General features: G+C 64.1%; 17 protein-coding genes. 14 read left to right on the top strand and 3 right to left on the bottom strand.

What is annotated here, in order from left to right; all coding sequences use genetic code 11:
• Positions 1–3: 3 nt before the first annotated feature.
• From FJW06_RS03440 to FJW06_RS03430, 3 genes are all read right to left on the bottom strand, one after another.
• Positions 4–969, bottom strand: a complete 966-nt coding sequence (locus tag FJW06_RS03440) for a PDR/VanB family oxidoreductase (protein WP_140747987.1) — start codon at positions 967–969, stop codon at positions 4–6.
• A complete protein-coding gene (locus FJW06_RS03435; protein ID WP_140747985.1) occupies positions 966–1,562 on the bottom strand; it encodes a dimethylamine monooxygenase subunit DmmA family protein in 597 nt (198 codons plus the stop codon). Before FJW06_RS03435 ends, FJW06_RS03440 begins: the two co-directional genes overlap by 4 nt.
• Positions 1,563–1,663: 101 nt before the next feature.
• Positions 1,664–2,797: an aminomethyltransferase family protein gene (locus FJW06_RS03430; RefSeq protein WP_140747983.1), complete on the bottom strand. Its 1,134-nt coding sequence runs from the start codon at positions 2,795–2,797 to the stop codon at positions 1,664–1,666.
• A 295-nt stretch (positions 2,798–3,092) separates the two neighbouring features.
• On the opposite strand from FJW06_RS03430, the gene FJW06_RS03425 reads away from it, so the two are divergent.
• The 14 genes from FJW06_RS03425 (at position 3,093) to FJW06_RS03360 (ending at position 16,050) form a co-directional block, all read left to right on the top strand.
• Positions 3,093–3,380 (top strand): hypothetical protein, encoded by a 288-nt coding sequence (locus FJW06_RS03425; RefSeq protein WP_140747981.1) that lies wholly within the window; start codon positions 3,093–3,095, stop codon positions 3,378–3,380.
• Positions 3,381–3,390: 10 nt separating this feature from the next.
• On the top strand, positions 3,391–3,768 hold the full coding sequence (locus FJW06_RS03420; protein WP_140747979.1) for a hypothetical protein: 378 nt from the start codon (positions 3,391–3,393) through the stop codon (positions 3,766–3,768).
• Positions 3,769–3,784: 16 nt separating this feature from the next.
• On the top strand, positions 3,785–3,946 hold the full coding sequence (locus FJW06_RS03415) for a hypothetical protein (protein ID WP_140747977.1): 162 nt from the start codon (positions 3,785–3,787) through the stop codon (positions 3,944–3,946).
• A gap of 14 nt (positions 3,947–3,960) precedes the next feature.
• Complete coding sequence (locus tag FJW06_RS03410; protein WP_140747975.1) at positions 3,961–5,364, top strand: APC family permease; 1,404 nt, start codon at positions 3,961–3,963, stop codon at positions 5,362–5,364.
• 46 nt (positions 5,365–5,410) lie between these two features.
• Entirely contained in the window at positions 5,411–6,100 is a 690-nt protein-coding gene (locus FJW06_RS03405; RefSeq protein ID WP_140747973.1) for a hypothetical protein, read from the top strand.
• Positions 6,097–6,426 (top strand): hypothetical protein, encoded by a 330-nt coding sequence (locus tag FJW06_RS03400; RefSeq protein ID WP_140747971.1) that lies wholly within the window; start codon positions 6,097–6,099, stop codon positions 6,424–6,426. Before FJW06_RS03405 ends, FJW06_RS03400 begins: the two co-directional genes overlap by 4 nt.
• Positions 6,427–6,512: 86 nt before the next feature.
• Positions 6,513–7,409, top strand: coding sequence for a glutamine amidotransferase family protein (locus FJW06_RS03395; protein ID WP_140747969.1), 897 nt, complete (start codon positions 6,513–6,515; stop codon positions 7,407–7,409).
• A gap of 4 nt (positions 7,410–7,413) precedes the next feature.
• Positions 7,414–8,145, top strand: a complete 732-nt coding sequence (locus FJW06_RS03390) for a GXGXG domain-containing protein (protein WP_140747967.1) — start codon at positions 7,414–7,416, stop codon at positions 8,143–8,145.
• 6 nt (positions 8,146–8,151) lie between these two features.
• Positions 8,152–9,480 (top strand): FMN-binding glutamate synthase family protein, encoded by a 1,329-nt coding sequence (locus tag FJW06_RS03385; protein ID WP_140747964.1) that lies wholly within the window; start codon positions 8,152–8,154, stop codon positions 9,478–9,480.
• A gap of 36 nt (positions 9,481–9,516) precedes the next feature.
• A complete protein-coding gene (gene glnT / locus FJW06_RS03380) occupies positions 9,517–10,824 on the top strand; it encodes a type III glutamate--ammonia ligase (RefSeq protein WP_140747961.1) in 1,308 nt (435 codons plus the stop codon).
• A gap of 36 nt (positions 10,825–10,860) precedes the next feature.
• Entirely contained in the window at positions 10,861–12,114 is a 1,254-nt protein-coding gene (locus FJW06_RS03375; protein ID WP_140747958.1) for a sarcosine oxidase subunit beta family protein, read from the top strand.
• A 66-nt stretch (positions 12,115–12,180) separates the two neighbouring features.
• The gene (locus tag FJW06_RS03370) at positions 12,181–12,456 is read left to right on the top strand and encodes a sarcosine oxidase subunit delta (RefSeq protein WP_027164512.1); all 276 of its coding nucleotides are present in this window, start codon (positions 12,181–12,183) and stop codon (positions 12,454–12,456) included.
• Positions 12,456–15,437 carry a sarcosine oxidase subunit alpha gene (locus FJW06_RS03365; protein ID WP_140747955.1) on the top strand — a complete coding sequence of 994 codons (2,982 nt, stop codon included), beginning with the start codon at positions 12,456–12,458 and terminating at the stop codon, positions 15,435–15,437. Before FJW06_RS03370 ends, FJW06_RS03365 begins: the two co-directional genes overlap by 1 nt.
• A complete protein-coding gene (locus FJW06_RS03360; protein WP_140747952.1) occupies positions 15,430–16,050 on the top strand; it encodes a sarcosine oxidase subunit gamma family protein in 621 nt (206 codons plus the stop codon). The genes FJW06_RS03365 and FJW06_RS03360 overlap by 8 nt, the downstream gene beginning before the upstream one ends.
• The last annotated feature ends 35 nt before the right edge of the window (positions 16,051–16,085 follow it).

The following is a 16,085-nucleotide window of genomic DNA, read 5'->3' as shown; positions in this document are numbered from 1 at the left end:
CTCCTATCTTTCCAGGACCAGCGACTTGCCCTCGAAGCGCGAGACGCAAGGCATGATCTTGCAGCCGGAACGGTGGTCTTCCTCGCTCAGCCAGTGATCGTTGTGGATGAACTTGCCGTCGGAAGAGATCACATTGGTCTCACACTGGCCGCAGACGCCGCCACGGCAGAGATAAGGCGGGTCGACGCCGGCGGTTTCGATGGCCTCGAGCAGGCTCTGCTGCTCGCCGACGCGGATCGTCTTGCCGCTGACGGCCAAGGTCACATCGAAAGGCGCGCCGGGCTGAGGCGCGGCGAAATGCTCGAAATGCACGGTTTCCGGCGGCCAGCCGAGCGCCGCGGCACGGTCGCGGACCCAGTTGATCATACCGGCCGGGCCGCAGACATAGAGATGCGTCCCGAGCGGCTGCGAGGACAACAGCCTGTCGAGATCGATGCGCTCCTCGCGGTCGTCGTGATAGAGCCTGACCCGGTTGCCGTAGCGCTGCTGCAAGACATCGGCATAGGTGCCCAGCGAAGCCGTGCGGCAGGTATAGTGCAGCTCGAAATTGCCGCCGGCGCCGGCGAGCTGCGACGTCTGCGCCATGAAGGGCGTGATGCCGATGCCGCCGGCCAGCATCAGGTGTTTCTTGGCCCTGAGATCGAGCGAGAACAGATTGACCGGATAGCTGATGACCATCTCCAGGCCAGGCTTGACCTGCCGGTGCATGAACAGCGAGCCGCCGCGGCCGGCATCGTCGCGGCGCACCGAGATCGTGTATTCGCGCGTGTCGAGCGGCGAGCCCATCAGCGAATAGGGATTGAGCCTGGTGCGGTTGCCGTCGCGCATCTCGACCACGACATGGGCGCCGCCGGAAAAGGTCGGCAGCAGTTCGCCGTCGCGGCGACGGAAATGGAAGCGCGTCACGAGCTCGTTGACCGGGACGACATCGCTGACGACGACATTGAGCTTGGTGGTGCCGGTGCTCATCGGAAAATTTCCTCCATCGGAGGTACCTCCGAGCGATCCTCGGCGTTGATGCACACGCCCTGGAAGGCGGCGAGCCGGCGTGAGTAGTGATCGCGCACAAGAAGCAGCAGGCCGCAATGCGAGCAGAGCGCCGGCTGAGTCGTCACATTCTCGGTAATGCCCTTGCAGTGCACGCATTGCATGCGCCGCGCCAGCGAGCCGCGATGTTCGGTCTCAATCGAGGTGTGGTCGATGCCGGCTTCAAGCGCTGCCTGCATCGCCTGCCCGATCAGACCTTCGGTGCCGGCAAGATAGAGGCGCAACCCCATATGCGCGTTGGTCAGCGTCTGCTTGAGGCGCGGCAGGAGGCTGGCGAAAGACGGCGCGATGTGCAGTTGCGCCGGCTTCAATGCTTCCAGGGCCGCGATGTGCTTGCCCTCCAGGCCTGGAATGAAGTTGATTTCCGCACCGTCGAAAAAGCCGGGCGGAGCCTTGCGGGCCATATCCGTGATCGCCAGCGCGCCTTCGGCATCGGCGATGAAGAGATGATGCTTGCCGGACTGCGGAGAGAGCGTTCCGTAAATGGGCCGGCTGATGATCGTCTTGGCTGCCATTCTTCCTTAGATCAGTTGGAGCATGATCTCTTCCGAAAACCGGTTCTCACTTTTCGGGATCATGCTCTAGTGCTTTAAAACCCCTCCCCGCTGATGACGCCTCAACCCTTGGCGGTGCGCTTGGTCTTCTTCGGATCGTCGAACGGCAAGGGCTGCGCCGTCGCCTTGATCGACCCGCTCCTGTTGCGGATCTCGAGCTTGGTGTCCTTGACCGCGCAGTCGACGTCGAGACGGGCGATGCCCATCGATTTCTCGACCAGCGGCGAATACATGGCGCAGGTCACCACGCCGACCTTCTTGCCGTCGCGGTAGACGGGCGCGCCCTCGTCCGCTGGCTCCTTGCCCTCGAGCAGCACGCCATAGATCTTGAAGCGCTCCTTGCCCTTCAGCCGATAGTGTTCCTCGGCGCCGCGGAAGCCGGTCTTGCCGGGGCTGACGGTGAAGTCGAGGCCGAGCTCCCACAGCGTGTCGCCGGGGCCTTCGTTCTCGAACGGATATTTCTGCGAATTGTCGTAGGGATAGAAGAGCAGGTAGCTCTCGACGCGCAGCATGTCGAGCGTGGTGAAGCGGCACGGGATGATGCCGGCGCTCTTGCCCTCCTCGAGGATCCGATCCCAGATCGTGCCGGCGTCCTGGCCGCGGCAGAATATCTCGTAGCCGCGCTCGCCGGTGTAGCCGGTGCGCGAGATCATGACGGGCAAGCCGAAGAGCTGGGTCTGCATGTGATGGAAGTAGTTAAGGTCGCGGATGCCCGGCACATGCTTGGCGAGATAGTCGACCGCGGTCGGGCCTTGCAGCGACAGGTCGTGCAGATTGTCGTCGAAGCGCAGCGAGACATCACGCCCAACGGAAGCACGCTGCAGCTCCTCATGGCCGGTGCCGGAGCCGTGCACGACCATCCAGGAGTTCGGGCTGATGCGGTAGAGGATGCAGTCGTCGGTGAATTTGCCGGCCTCGTTCAGCATGCAGGCATAGGCGGACTTGCCGGGATAGATTTTCTCCACGTCACGCGTCGTGGCGAGGTCGATCAGATGCGAGGCATGCGGGCCGGTGATGTGGACCTTCTTCAGGCCGGACACATCCATCAGCCCAGCCTTGGTGCGGATCGCGACATATTCCTCGTCGGCATCCTTGTCATAGGTCCAGGCGGTGCCCATGCCGCTCCAGTCCTCGAGCTTCGAGCCGAGCGCGCGATGGCGATCCGCCAGGGTCGAGAATCTCCAGGATGCCGTCATTCCGATCGTCCTCCGTCCAATTTAGGTCGCTTTAAGCGGTTGCTGTTCCCTGCTCCTGCTTGGTGGCGGAGCTTGCCTGAATATTGACCGCAAACGGCGAAGCCCCGCAATCCCCTTGAAGCAAATAATTTCATTGTCAGGCAAATTTTCCGGCCGACACGAGCGGTTTACCAAACGTAAATCCAGCTTGACAATTTCGAGAATCGGGCAGAATTTATGAAAAAATTTCACTCTGTTGAAAGAGTGGACGCCCGGCCGATGTTTCGGGACCGGACGTCGAGAAAGGGGAAAACCGATGTCCGACATGCAGCAGCGCATCGAAGCGCTGTACCGTTCCGACGTGCGTGGGTCCGCGCTCCTGATCGTGTGCCTCTGGGCAACGATCCTCTTCGTCCTCCTGATGACCTGGCCATACATTCCACACAGCGGCATCAAGGCCGTCGTGGCGGTGGGCGCCGCCGCGGTTCTGGTTTTCAACACCGCCGCGATCCTCGCGATGGTCAGGCATTACAAGGAAGACAAGGACTTCATCTACGGGCTCGACATCAAGAATGCCGACGCGGCCCGCAACCGCAAATCCTGAGGACAAAGAGATGGCGCGCTATACACCACCGGAGCAAGGCAAGGCCGGGCAGATCTTCGACATCGCGGTCGTTGTGGTGACCATCTTCGTGGCGCTCTGGCTGCCGTTGAAATTGGGGCTGGCAGGCGCCGCGAAATCGATCGATGCGCTCGACGCCAAGACCTGGGAAGCGCTCGGCCAGAACGCGACGATGGCCTCGATCTGGGGGAAACTGGGCTATACGCCCGAGACGGCGCACGACGTCATCCAGAACCGCTTTCACTACGTCACCGACTGGCCGACGCTGATCGTCATGGCGATCGTGCTGATCGCCTATTTCGTCTTCCTTTTCCGAGCTTCCGACCGCGAATATCGCGAGGTCATCAACGAGAAGTTCAACGACAAATAAAGCCCGGAGGCGCACCATGTGGCTGTCACTTTCTTACGCATGCTGGGGCATCTCGGTCGTTCTTGCGCTGTGGATGCTCTACGACTGGTTCAAGGTCGACACGAGCTATTCCGAGGATGTGCTGACGTCCTCGCGCGAGGGCGAGCTTGAAGCCGTTTCCGAAAAACACCGGATTTGAGTGGGGACTGAGCAATGACGGCCGCAGTTGACACAGTAGGAACGACAGCAAGCGGCGACCGGGTCTCGCTGCTTCGGGTGCTTGGCCCCGCTCACGTCTGGGCGCTCGGCGTGGGCATCGTGCTGGTTGGAGAGTTCACCGGTTGGAATTTCTCGGCCGACAAGGGCGGCTCGCTCGCCGCGCTGATCGTCTGCTGGGTCGTCGGACTGCTCTACACCTCGGTCGCCATGATCGATTCCGAGGTGACGTCCACCGTCGCGGCCGCCGGCGGCCAGTATGCGCAGGCCAAGCACATCGTCGGGCCTCTGATGGCCTTCAATGTCGCGCTCTTCCTGGTCTTCGCCTACACCATGCTCGAAGTGTCGGACGCGATCCTGCTCGGCGACACCATCGTCGCCAAGGCGGGTGTGGACGGCTTGACGCACAATTCCTTCATCGCCGCCACCATCGTGGTGCTCGCCTGGCTCAATTATCGCGGCGTCTTGATGACGCTCAACGTCAACTTCGTCATTACCGCGATCGCCTATGTCTCAATCGTCATCCTGTTCTTCTCCGTCAGTCCGTGGACACAAGGAGCGGTGCTTAAGCTTAACGAGTTGGTCACGCCCGGCAACGCACTGCCCTATGGCTGGATCGGGGTCATCGCCGCTTTCCAGTTCGGCATCTGGTATTATCTCGGCATCGAGGGCACCACGCAGGCAGCAGAGGAAGTGCGCTCCCCGGCGCGCTCGCTGCCCTATGGCACCATGGCCGGCATGATCACGCTTCTGATCGCCGCCGCGATGACCTGGTATGTCTGCGCCTCTCTGATGCCCTGGGAATATCTCGGCATCACTCCCTATCCGCTGTGGGACGCGGGTAAGCTGACCGGCAGCCCGCTGCTCGAAAACCTGCTCTTCGTCGCGACGCTTCTGGCGGCGCTTGCGTCGGCCAATGGCTGCATCAACGACGCGGCGCGCGCCTGGTTCTCACTCGGCCGCGACCGCTATCTGCCAAGCTGGTTCTCGGCGGTGCATCCGAAATACCGCACGCCCTATCGGTCGATCCTGTTCCTGCTGCCGATCGCGCTGGCCTTCGCCTTCATCGCCGACCTCAACCAGGCGATCACCTTCTCCATCCTATCGGGTGTGCTGCAATACACCTTCATGAGCATCAACATCATGATGTTCAGGAGGAAATGGCCGCTCGGCTCGATCCGCCGCGGCTATACGCATCCCTTCCATCCGCTGCCGGCGATCGTGCTGTTCTGCCTGTGCGTGGTGACCTATTTCGCCATCTTCCTCGGCTTCGGCTCGCAGTTGATCGCGATGGTCGCCTTCTATTTCTTGATTTCACTGTGGTTCCACTTCTACCGCTACAAGTTCGTGCGGCGCGGCGACCAGTTCTCCATGCCATGGCCGAAGCCGCAGGGTTATTGAGTGGAGTGAAGGCCCGCCTGTCGACGGCGGGCCGTGGCGTGTCAAAATGTCGGAACTGACGTCAGTGTTGCTTGCCGGGGCGATCGCATTGGCGGTCGCCGTCCACATTGCCTGGCTCGCGCGCGCCAGTCGCAACAGGGCGAAGGCGGCCCTGGCCGCCGATATGGCAAGCGTCCGCAGCGTCGTTCCCGATGCCGCCGACATTTCCGACGGCACGGCCGGCGTCGTCACCTGGGCCGGTTCCTGGAACGGTCAGCGCGTTCAGCTGCGCACCATCGTCGACACGCTGGCGACACGAAAGCTGCCGACGCGCTGGCTCAGCGTCTCGATCACCGAGCCGACCGCGATGCCGGGTGTCTTCGACATGATGATGCGGCCGAATTCGGCAACGACATTCTCCAATTTCGACCATCTGCCGCACACGCTGCCGAAGGTGCTCGGCTTTCCCGCCGACGCGGTGCTCAAGACGGATCGCAGAGGCGTCGCCTTCCCCCAGGATCTGATCGCCGCGCATACGGACATCTTTGCCGAAAGCCGCGCCAAGGAATTGCTGATCACGCCAAAGGGCGTGCGCATCGTGTGGCTGCTGGCCGAGGCCGAGCGCGCACGCTACGGCGTGTTCCGGCAGGCCGCGTTCGGGGATGCCGGGATCGATCCGGCCTTGATCGAACGGCTGCTCGAGGCAGCCTCGACACTTCGCCAAGCCATCAACCGGCGCGAAAGGCGGGCCGCATGAGCGACGAAACCGCCTCCCTTGCTCCCGTGAATCCCTATCTCGTGCTCGGCGCCGCGGTCGTCTTGCCGGCAAGCGGCCATGTCATGCTCGGCATGCCGGCGCGCGGCCTGCAGTTCCTGTTCTTCATGGTGATCCTTGGCTGGATAACGATGAAGCTGGCTCCGGCCGACGCCAGCTTCATCGGCCGCCATGCCGGCGGCTTCCTGATCTATGCCTTCGCGATCCTCGACGCCTACCGGATTGCGCGCATCCGCCATGCGATCTGGGTTCACAAGGCGCGCCCGGACGGCGATAGTGCCGGGGGCAATGCGCCGTCTAAGATGTAATCACAGGAAAATTTCTTTCATACCAATTGAATTCGGCTTACTCATTGGGTACATCATCTGAGAGCCAAAAATTGTCGGAGGCTGGCATGTGCGGAATCGTCGGGCTTTTCTTGAAGGACAAGGCGCTGGAGCCGAAGCTCGGCGCCATGCTGTCCGAGATGCTGGTGTCGCTGAGCGACCGCGGACCGGACAGCGCCGGCATTGCCATCTATGGCGCGGCCACCGGCAATGAAGCCAAGATCACCGTGCAGTCGCCGACGCCCGATCGCGATTTCCGCGGCCTCGACGCGGACCTCGCCAAGGCGATCGGCGCGCCGGTCAGCGTAGCGGTCAAGTCCACGCATGCGGTGATCAGGACCACGCCGGACAAGTTCGACGCCGCACGCGAGGTACTGCAGACGCTCCGGCCCGACATCCGCATCATGGGTGCCGGCGAGGCAGTGGAGATCTACAAGGAAGTCGGCCTGCCCGAAGCCGTCGTCGAACGCTTCGGCGTGCGCGCGATGACCGGCACGCACGGCATCGGCCACACCCGCATGGCGACGGAATCGGCTGTGACGACGATGGGCGCGCATCCGTTCTCGACCGGCGCCGACCAGTGCCTGGTGCACAATGGCTCGCTCTCCAACCACAACAATGTACGCCGCGAGCTGATCCGCGACGGCATGACGTTCGAGACCGAGAACGACACGGAAGTGGCCGCTGCCTATCTCTCCAACCGGATGGCGCATGGCAAGAATCTCGGCGAGGCGCTGGAAGGCACGCTCTCCGACCTCGACGGCTTCTTCACCTTCGTCGTCGGCACCAAGAACGGCTTCGGCGTGGTGCGCGATCCGATCGCTTGCAAGCCCGCCGTGATGGCCGAGACCGACCAGTATGTCGCCTTCGGCTCGGAATATCGCGCGCTGACCAAGCTGCCCGGCATCGACAATGCGCGGGTCTGGGAGCCCGAGCCCGCAACCGTTTATTTCTGGGAGCATTGAGCTGATGCCGGCAACCCCGATATCGAAGGCCGAGCGCGAGCAAGGCCATGCGACGGTGTTCGATCTCTCGCAACACTCGTTGCGCGAGTTGAACCAGGCGCTGCACAAGCTCACGCCCGGCTCGAACGAGACCGCCTGGGAGGTGCTCAATCCGAAGGGCAGCCATTCGGTCGCCGTCGGCGTCGACCAGCCGGTCAGCATCGATGTGCGCGGCAGCGTCGGCTATTACTGCGCCGGCATGAATGACGGCGCGGCGATCACCGTGCATGGCTCGGCCGGGCCCGGCGTCGGCGAGAACATGATGTCGGGCTCGATCGTCATCAAGGGCGACGCCAGCCAGTATGCCGGCGCCACCGGTCGCGGCGGCTTGCTGGTCATCGAGGGCAATGCCTCCTCGCGCTGCGGCATCTCGATGAAGGGCATCGACATCGTCGTGCACGGCAACATCGGCCACATGTCGGCCTTCATGGCGCAGTCCGGCAACCTCGTGGTGCTGGGCGATGCCGGCGATGCCTTGGGCGACTCAATCTACGAGGCGCGGCTCTTCGTGCGCGGCAAGGTGGAAAGCCTCGGCGCCGACTGCATCGCCAAGGAAATGCGGCCCGAGCATATCGAATTGTTGCAAGGCCTGCTCGACAAGGCCGGCGTCACCGGCGTCAAGGCCTCGGAGTTCAAACGCTACGGTTCGGCCCGCAAACTCTACAATTTCAACATCGATAACGCCGACGCGTATTGAGGCAAGATGACTTACCGCAACCCGCCGACGACGCCGCGCAAATCCGCGACCTTCGACGACTACACGCTTTCCGAGATCCGCCGCGCGGCCGCGACCGGCATCTATGACATCCGCGGCGCCGGCGCCAAGCGCAAGCTGCCGCATTTCGACGACCTGTTATTCCTCGGCGCCTCGATCTCGCGCTATCCGCTCGAAGGCTATCGCGAGCGCTGCGACACCTCGGTGGTGCTCGGCTCGCGCCACGCCAGGAAGCCGATCGAGCTGAAGATCCCGATCACCATCGCCGGCATGAGCTTTGGATCTCTCTCTGGTCCCGCCAAGGAAGCGTTGGGGCGCGGCGCCACGCTTTCCGGCACCTCGACCACGACGGGCGACGGCGGCATGACCGAGGAAGAGCGCGGCCATTCGAAGACGCTGGTCTATCAATACCTGCCCTCGCGCTACGGCATGAATCCGCGCGACCTGCGCCGCGCCGACGCGATCGAAGTGGTGGTCGGCCAGGGCGCCAAGCCCGGCGGCGGCGGCATGCTGCTGGGGCAGAAGATTTCCGACCGCGTCGCCGAGATGCGCACCCTGCCCAAGGGCATCGACCAGCGCTCGGCCTCGCGCCATCCCGACTGGACCGGCCCGGACGATCTCGAGATCAAGATCCTCGAACTGCGCGAGATCACCGACTGGGAAAAGCCTATCTATGTCAAGGTCGGCGGCGCCCGCCCCTACTATGACACCGCGCTCGCGGTGAAGGCCGGCGCGGACGTCGTCGTGGTCGACGGCATGCAGGGCGGCACGGCCGCGACCCAGGAAGTGTTCATCGAGAATGTCGGCCAGCCGACGCTTGCCTGCATCAGGCCGGCAGTGCAGGCGCTGCAGGACCTCGGCATGCATCGCAAGGTGCAGTTGATCGTTTCCGGCGGCATCCGCAACGGCGCCGATGTCGCCAAGGCGCTGGCGCTCGGCGTCGACGCGGTGTCGATCGGCACGGCGGCGCTCGTCGCGCTCGGCGACAACGATCCGCGCTGGGAGGCGGAGTACAATGCGCTGGGCACCACCGCCGGCGCCTATGACGACTGGCATGAGGGTCGCGACCCGGCCGGCATCACCACGCAGGACCCCGAATTGATGAAGCGGGTCGACCCGATCGCGGCCGGACGACGGCTGGCGAACTACCTCAAGGTGATGACGCTGGAAGCGCAAACGATTGCCCGCGCCTGCGGCAAGAACAGACTGCATAATCTCGAGCCCGAGGATCTCGTCGCGCTCTCGATCGAAGCCGCCGCCATGGCCGGCGTGCCTTTGGCCGGCACCAACTGGATACCGGGGAAGAACGGTTTCTAAGACAAACTTCCAAGATCACATAAGCGAGGAACTATAATGGGGAACGATCTCGCCGCATTCGCCAAGGAGAACGGCGTCAAATATTTCATGATCTCCTACACCGACCTGTTCAGCGGGCAACGCGCCAAGCTGGTGCCGGCGCAGGCGATCGCCGACATGCAGAAGGACGGTGCGGGCTTCGCCGGCTTCGCGACCTGGCTCGATCTGACGCCCGCGCATCCGGACATGCTGGCGGTGCCGGACCCGGATTCGGTTATCCAATTGCCGTGGAAGAAAGACGTCGCCTGGGTCGCGGCCACCTGCGTGATGGATGACAAGCTCGTCGACCAGGCGCCGCGCAACACGCTGAAGCGGGTGATCGACGAAGCCGCCCGCGACGGCATGCATGTCAAGACCGGCGTCGAGGCCGAGTTCTTCCTGATCTCGCCCGACGGCAAGGCGATCTCCGACGAATACGATACGGCCTCGAAGCCCTGCTACGACCAGCAGGCGGTGATGCGCCGCTACGACGTGATCGCCGAGATCTGCGACTATATGCTGGCGCTGGGCTGGGGTCCGTACCAGAACGACCATGAGGATGCCAACGGCCAGTTCGAGATGAACTGGACCTTCGATCACGCGCTGGCGACCGCCGACAAGCACTCCTTCTTCAAGTTCATGGTCAAGTCGATCGCCGAGAAGCATGGCCTTCGCGCGACCTTCATGCCCAAGCCCTTCCAGGGCCTGACCGGCAATGGCTGCCATGCGCATATCTCGGTGTGGGACGAGAGCGGCAAGACCAACGTGTTTGCCGATAATTCGCAAGAGCTCGGCCTCTCCGCCAAGGGCAGGAACTTTCTCGGCGGCATCATGAAGCATGCCTCGGCGCTCGCCGCGATCACGAATCCGACGGTCAACTCCTATAAGCGCATCAACGCGCCGCGCACCATTTCGGGCGCGACCTGGGCGCCGAACACGGTGACCTGGACCGGCAACAACCGTACCCATATGGTGCGCGTGCCGGGGCCAGGGCGCTTCGAGCTGCGTCTGCCGGATGGCGCCGCCAATCCCTACCTCCTGCAGGCCGTCATCATCGCTGCCGGCCTCGACGGCATCCGCTCCAAGGCGGATCCCGGCAAGCGCTACGACATCGACATGTACCAGCTAGGCCATACGGTCACGGATGCGCCGAAACTGCCGCTCAACCTGCTCGACGCGCTGCGCGAATTCGACAACGACAAATCGCTCAAGGCGGCGCTGGGTGAGGAATTTTCGTCGGCATATCTAAAGCTGAAGCAGCAGGAATGGAATTCCTATGCGTCGCACTTCACGCAGTGGGAGCGCGACCACACGCTGGATATCTAGATATCTCGGCGGTGCGAGCGACCTCGGAATAAACTGATGAAATATTCGATCTTCTCGCTCGCCCGCGCCGCCCTTTCCGGCCACAAGAACTGGCAGCCCACCTGGCGCGACGCAGCGCCCAAGGACCGCTACGACGTGGTGATCATCGGCGGCGGCGGGCACGGGCTCGCCACCGCCTGGTTCCTCGCCAGCGAGTTCGGCATCCGCAACGTGGCGGTGCTGGAAAAGGGGTGGATCGGCTCCGGCAATGCCGGCCGCAACACCACCATCATCCGCTCCAATTACGGCCTGCCCGGCAATACCGGCTTCTACGAATTGTCGATGAAGCTCTGGGAACCGATGGAGCAGGACCTCAACTACAATGCGATGGTCAGCCAGCGCGGCGTGCTCAACCTCTATCATTCCGACGCGCAGCGCGACGCCTTCGCCCGGCGTGGCAACACGATGCGCATCAATGGCATCGACGCCGAGCTGCTCGACCAGGCGGCGCTCAGGAAAATGCTGCCGTTCCTCAACTTCGACAATGCGCGCTTCCCCGTGCAGGGCGGGCTGCTGCAGCGGCGCGGCGGCACGGCGCGGCATGACGCCGTGGTCTGGGGCTACGCGCATGCGGCAAGCGCGCTCGGCGTCGACATCATCCAGAATTGCGAGGTCACCGGCTTCACGCGCGACGCCAACGGCAAGGTGACCGGCGTCGAGACCTCGCGCGGAAAGATCGGCGCTGGCAAGGTCGGCATGGCGGTGGCCGGTTCCTCGTCGCGCGTCGCGGCGATGGCCGGCTTGCGACTGCCGATCGAAAGCCATGTGCTGCAGGCTTTCGTCTCCGAAGCGATCAAGCCGCTCTTGCCCAACGTCATGACCTTCGGCGCCGGACACTTCTATGTCAGCCAGTCGGACAAGGGCGGGCTGGTCTTCGGCGGCGACATCGACGGCTATAATTCCTATGCGCAGCGCGGCAATCTGCCGGTGGTCGAGGATGTCTGCGAAGGCGGCATGGCGCTGATCCCGATGATCGGCCGCGTGCGGCTGTTGCGCCAGTGGGGCGGCATCATGGACATGTCGATGGACGGCTCGCCGATAATCGACAAGAGCCCGGTCGATGGCCTCTATATCAATGCCGGCTGGTGCTATGGCGGCTTCAAGGCGACGCCGGGCTCGGGCTTCGTCTTCGCGCATCTCATCGCCCGCGATCAATCGCACAAGGAAGCCGCGCTCTTCCGCCTCGACCGGTTCCAGCGCGGCGCCATGATCGACGAGAAGGGCCAGGGCGCCCAACCGAACCTCCATTAGGATAGAGCATGATGTTATCCAAAAACCGCTTCACACTTTTTGGCATCATGCTCTGAAGACCCAGCCATGCGCATAGTCTGTCCCTTCTGCGGCGAACGCGAACTCGGCGAGTTCACCTATCTCGGCGACGCCAAGCCGCAACGCCCCGCGGCCGATGCCGGCGAGGATGCCGTCTACGATTACGTCTATCTGCGCGACAACATCGCCGGCGTGATGAGCGAGCACTGGTACCATGGCGGCGGCTGCCGCGCCTGGCTGAAGGTCACGCGCAACACGCTGACCCATGAGATTTCGGCCGTGGAACCAGCGGCGGGCGCCGGCGCCGCCAAGGTTGGTGCGTGATGCGCGGCGATCAGGCAAACCGGCTGAACAATGGCGGTCTCATCGACCGCTCGACACCGCTCAACTTCCGCTTCGACGGCAAGACCTTCTCGGGCTTCAAGGGCGACACGCTGGCTTCCGCGCTCGTCGCGAACGGTGTCAAGCTCGTCGGCCGTTCGTTCAAATATCACCGGCCGCGCGGAATTCTCACCGCTGGGTCGGAAGAGCCGAACGCGCTGGTCGAGCTGCGCAGCGGCGCCAGGCGCGAGCCGAATACCAAGGCGACCACGGCCGAGCTCTATGAAGGCCTGGAAGCCGCCAGCCAGAACCGTTGGCCGTCGCTCAATTTCGACGTCATGTCGGTCAACCAGCTGTTCGCGCCGATCTTCGTCGCGGGCTTCTACTACAAGACCTTCATGTGGCCGGCGAAATTCTGGGAGACTATCTACGAGCCGGCGATCCGTCGCGCTGCCGGTCTTGGCCGCGCGGCGGGCGTTTCCGATCCCGACCACTACGACAAGGCCTGGGCGCATTGCGACGTGGCGATCGCGGGCTCCGGGCCGGCCGGCCTGGCGGCAGCCCTTGCCGCGGGCCGGAGCGGCGCGCGCGTCATCCTGTGCGAGGAGGATTTCGTCCTCGGTGGCCGTCTGCTCGCCGATGGTGACACGATCGACGGATTGCCGGCCTCCGAATGGGTCGCGCGCGCGGTTGCCGAACTTGAGGCTATGCCCGACGTGCGCATCATGACGCGGACGACTTTGTTCGGCGTCTACGATGGCGGCACCTATGGCGCGATCGAACGCGTCAACGACCATCTGCCGGTGCCGCCCGAGCATCAGGTGCGCCAGCGCCTGTGGCGGATCGTGGCCAAGCGCTGCGTCGTTGCGGCCGGCGCGATCGAACGCCCGATCGTCTTCGCAGGCAACGACACGCCGGGCGTGATGATGGCGTCGGCCATGCGCAGCTACATCAATCGCTACGCGGCCGCGCCGGCCAGGCGCATCGCGCTCTTCACCAACAATGAGGACGGCTGGCGCACCGCCGAAACGGCGATCGCCGCGGGGTTGCAAGTGGCAGCTGTGATCGATGCGCGGCCGGATGTTTCGCCGGCGCATCGCTCGCTGGCCAGCAAGGGCGGCTTCTCGGTGCTGCACGGCGCTGTCGCCGGCGTCGACGGCGGCAAGGGCGGGATACGCAAGATATCCGTCTCGCTGAGCGGCGGCGCCCGCGCCGAGGTCGAGGCCGACGGACTTGCCGTCTCCGGCGGCTGGAACCCGGCGGTCGGCCTTACTTCCTACCATCGCGGCCGGCCGAAATGGCGCGACGACATCGCCGCTTTCGTGCCGGACGGCGCGCCGCCCGGCATGGTCGCCGCGGGCGCGGCCAACGGCGCCTTCGGACTTGGCGCCTGCTTGCGCGAAGGCTTCGAAGCCGGCGCTGCCGCCGCGCGCGATGCTGGACGCAGCGGCAGTATCGGATCGATGCCGGTCGCCGACGACGAGGCCTTTTCCCTTACGCCGCTGTGGCATGTCGCCGGCAAGGGCAAGGCCTTCGTCGACCAGCAGCATGACGTCACCGCTTCCGATGTCGAGTTGGCGCAGCGCGAAGGCTTCGAGTCGGTCGAGCATCTGAAGCGCTACACCACGCTGGGCATGGCGACCGACCAGGGCAAGACCTCGAATGTCGCCGGCCTCGCCATCATGGCGGCGGTCAGCGGCAAGTCCATTCCCGAAACCGGGACGACAATCTATCGGCCGCCTTACGTGCCGGTCGCCATTGGCGCCTTCGCCGGACATCACCGCGACGAGAATTTCCATGCGACCCGGCTGACGCCGTCGCATCACTGGGCGGCCGAACAGGGCGCCATCTTCGTCGACACCGGCCTGTGGAAACGCGCGCAATGGTATCCGCGCGCCGGCGAGAAGGACTGGCTGGAATCGGTGACCCGCGAGGTCAAGGCGGTGCGCTCAGGCGTCGGCTTCTGCGATGTCTCGACGCTCGGCAAGATCGACGTGCACGGGCCCGATGCCGGCGCCTTCCTCGACCGTGTCTACATCAACGCCTTCTCCAGCCTTGCCGTCGGCAAGGCACGTTACGGGCTGATGCTGCGCGAGGATGGGATCGTCTATGATGACGGCACGACCTCGCGTCTGGCCGAGGACCATTATTTCCTCACCACCACGACGGCCAAGGCCGGACTGGTGATGCAGCATCTCGAATTCTGCCGCCAGGTGCTGTTCCCCGAACTCGACGTGCAGCTGACCTCTGTCTCCGACCAGTGGGCGCAGTTCTCGATCGCCGGACCGAAGACACGCGACCTCTTGAAGGAGGTCGTCGATCCGGGCGAGGACCTGTCGAACGAAGGTTTTCCGTTCATGGGCGCGCGGGAAGTTGCGTTGCGCGGCGGCCTGAAAGCGCGGCTGTTCCGCATTTCCTTCTCCGGCGAGATGGCGTTCGAGATTTCGGTGCCGGCGCGCTATGGCGAGGCGATGGCGCGCAACCTGATGATTGCCGGCAAGCCGTTGGGCATCACGCCTTACGGCACCGAGGCGCTCGGCGTGATGCGCATCGAAAAGGGCCATGTCGCCGGGCCGGAGCTCAACGGCACCACGACCGCTGGTGATCTCGGCCTCGGCAAGATGATGTCGACCAAGAAGGATTTCATCGGCCGCGTCATGGCTGGACGCGAGGCGCTCACCGCGTCGAACCGGCAGGTGGTCGTCGGCATCAAGCCGACCGACAAGGCGCGCCGCCTGCGCTCCGGCGCGCACATCATTCCGAAGGGCGAGACGCCCGGCCCCGACAACGACCAGGGCTATATCACCTCGGTCTGCTTCTCGCCGGTGCTCGACCAGTGGATCGGGCTCGGTCTTGTCGAGCGCGGCCGTGAGCGTATCGGCGAGATCGTGCGCGCGCATGATCCGCTGCGCGGCGAGGACTACGATGTCGAGCTCTGCAATTCCGTCTTCTACGACCCGGATGGAGGGCGCCAGCGTGGCTGATTTTTCCTGGGACATCCGCGGCCCGCTCGACCGCGCGCTGGTCGCCGGCGCTTACGGCGCGCAAGGCGACGCCGGCGTGTCGCTGACCGAGATCCGCAATTTCGACCTCGTGCAGGTGATGGCGCGGCGCGGCAAGGCCGGCGAGACCGCGAAGGCGGCGAAGGCGCGCTTCGGCATCGCCGCGCCCGAAACGCCCAGGGCGGTCGCTGCGGCCGATGCGACGCTGATCTGGTCCGGACCGGACCAGTTTCTCGTGCTGTCCAAGGACGGCAGGCATTCCATCGAAAGCCTGGCTATCGTCTTTGCCGGCTCGGCATCGCTTTCCGACCAGTCGCACGCGCGGGCGCTGATCAGCGTGTCCGGCGACAAGGCGCGCGCGATGCTCGCCAAGCTGTCGTCGATCGATTTGCATCCCGATGTGTTCGGTGTGGGCGCGGCGGCGGCCACGTCGATGGATCACACCAGCGTCACGCTGTGGCGCGGAAATGACCGAAGCGGCCAGGCTGTGTTCAATCTCCTCGTGTTTGCAACCTTTGCCGAGAGCCTCTGGCACACCATTTTGGACTCGGCCGCGGAATACGGTGTGACAATCGGCCATTCCGAGGAATTGTAGCTCGATAATTTTCGGGCTCAGCGCCGCCCCTCATT

This window comes from Mesorhizobium sp. B4-1-3 (genome assembly GCF_006439355.1).
GTDB lineage: Bacteria > Pseudomonadota > Alphaproteobacteria > Rhizobiales > Rhizobiaceae > Mesorhizobium.
Note: the sequence above shows the minus strand (reverse complement) of the source record. Positions and strands in the feature narration are given on the sequence as shown.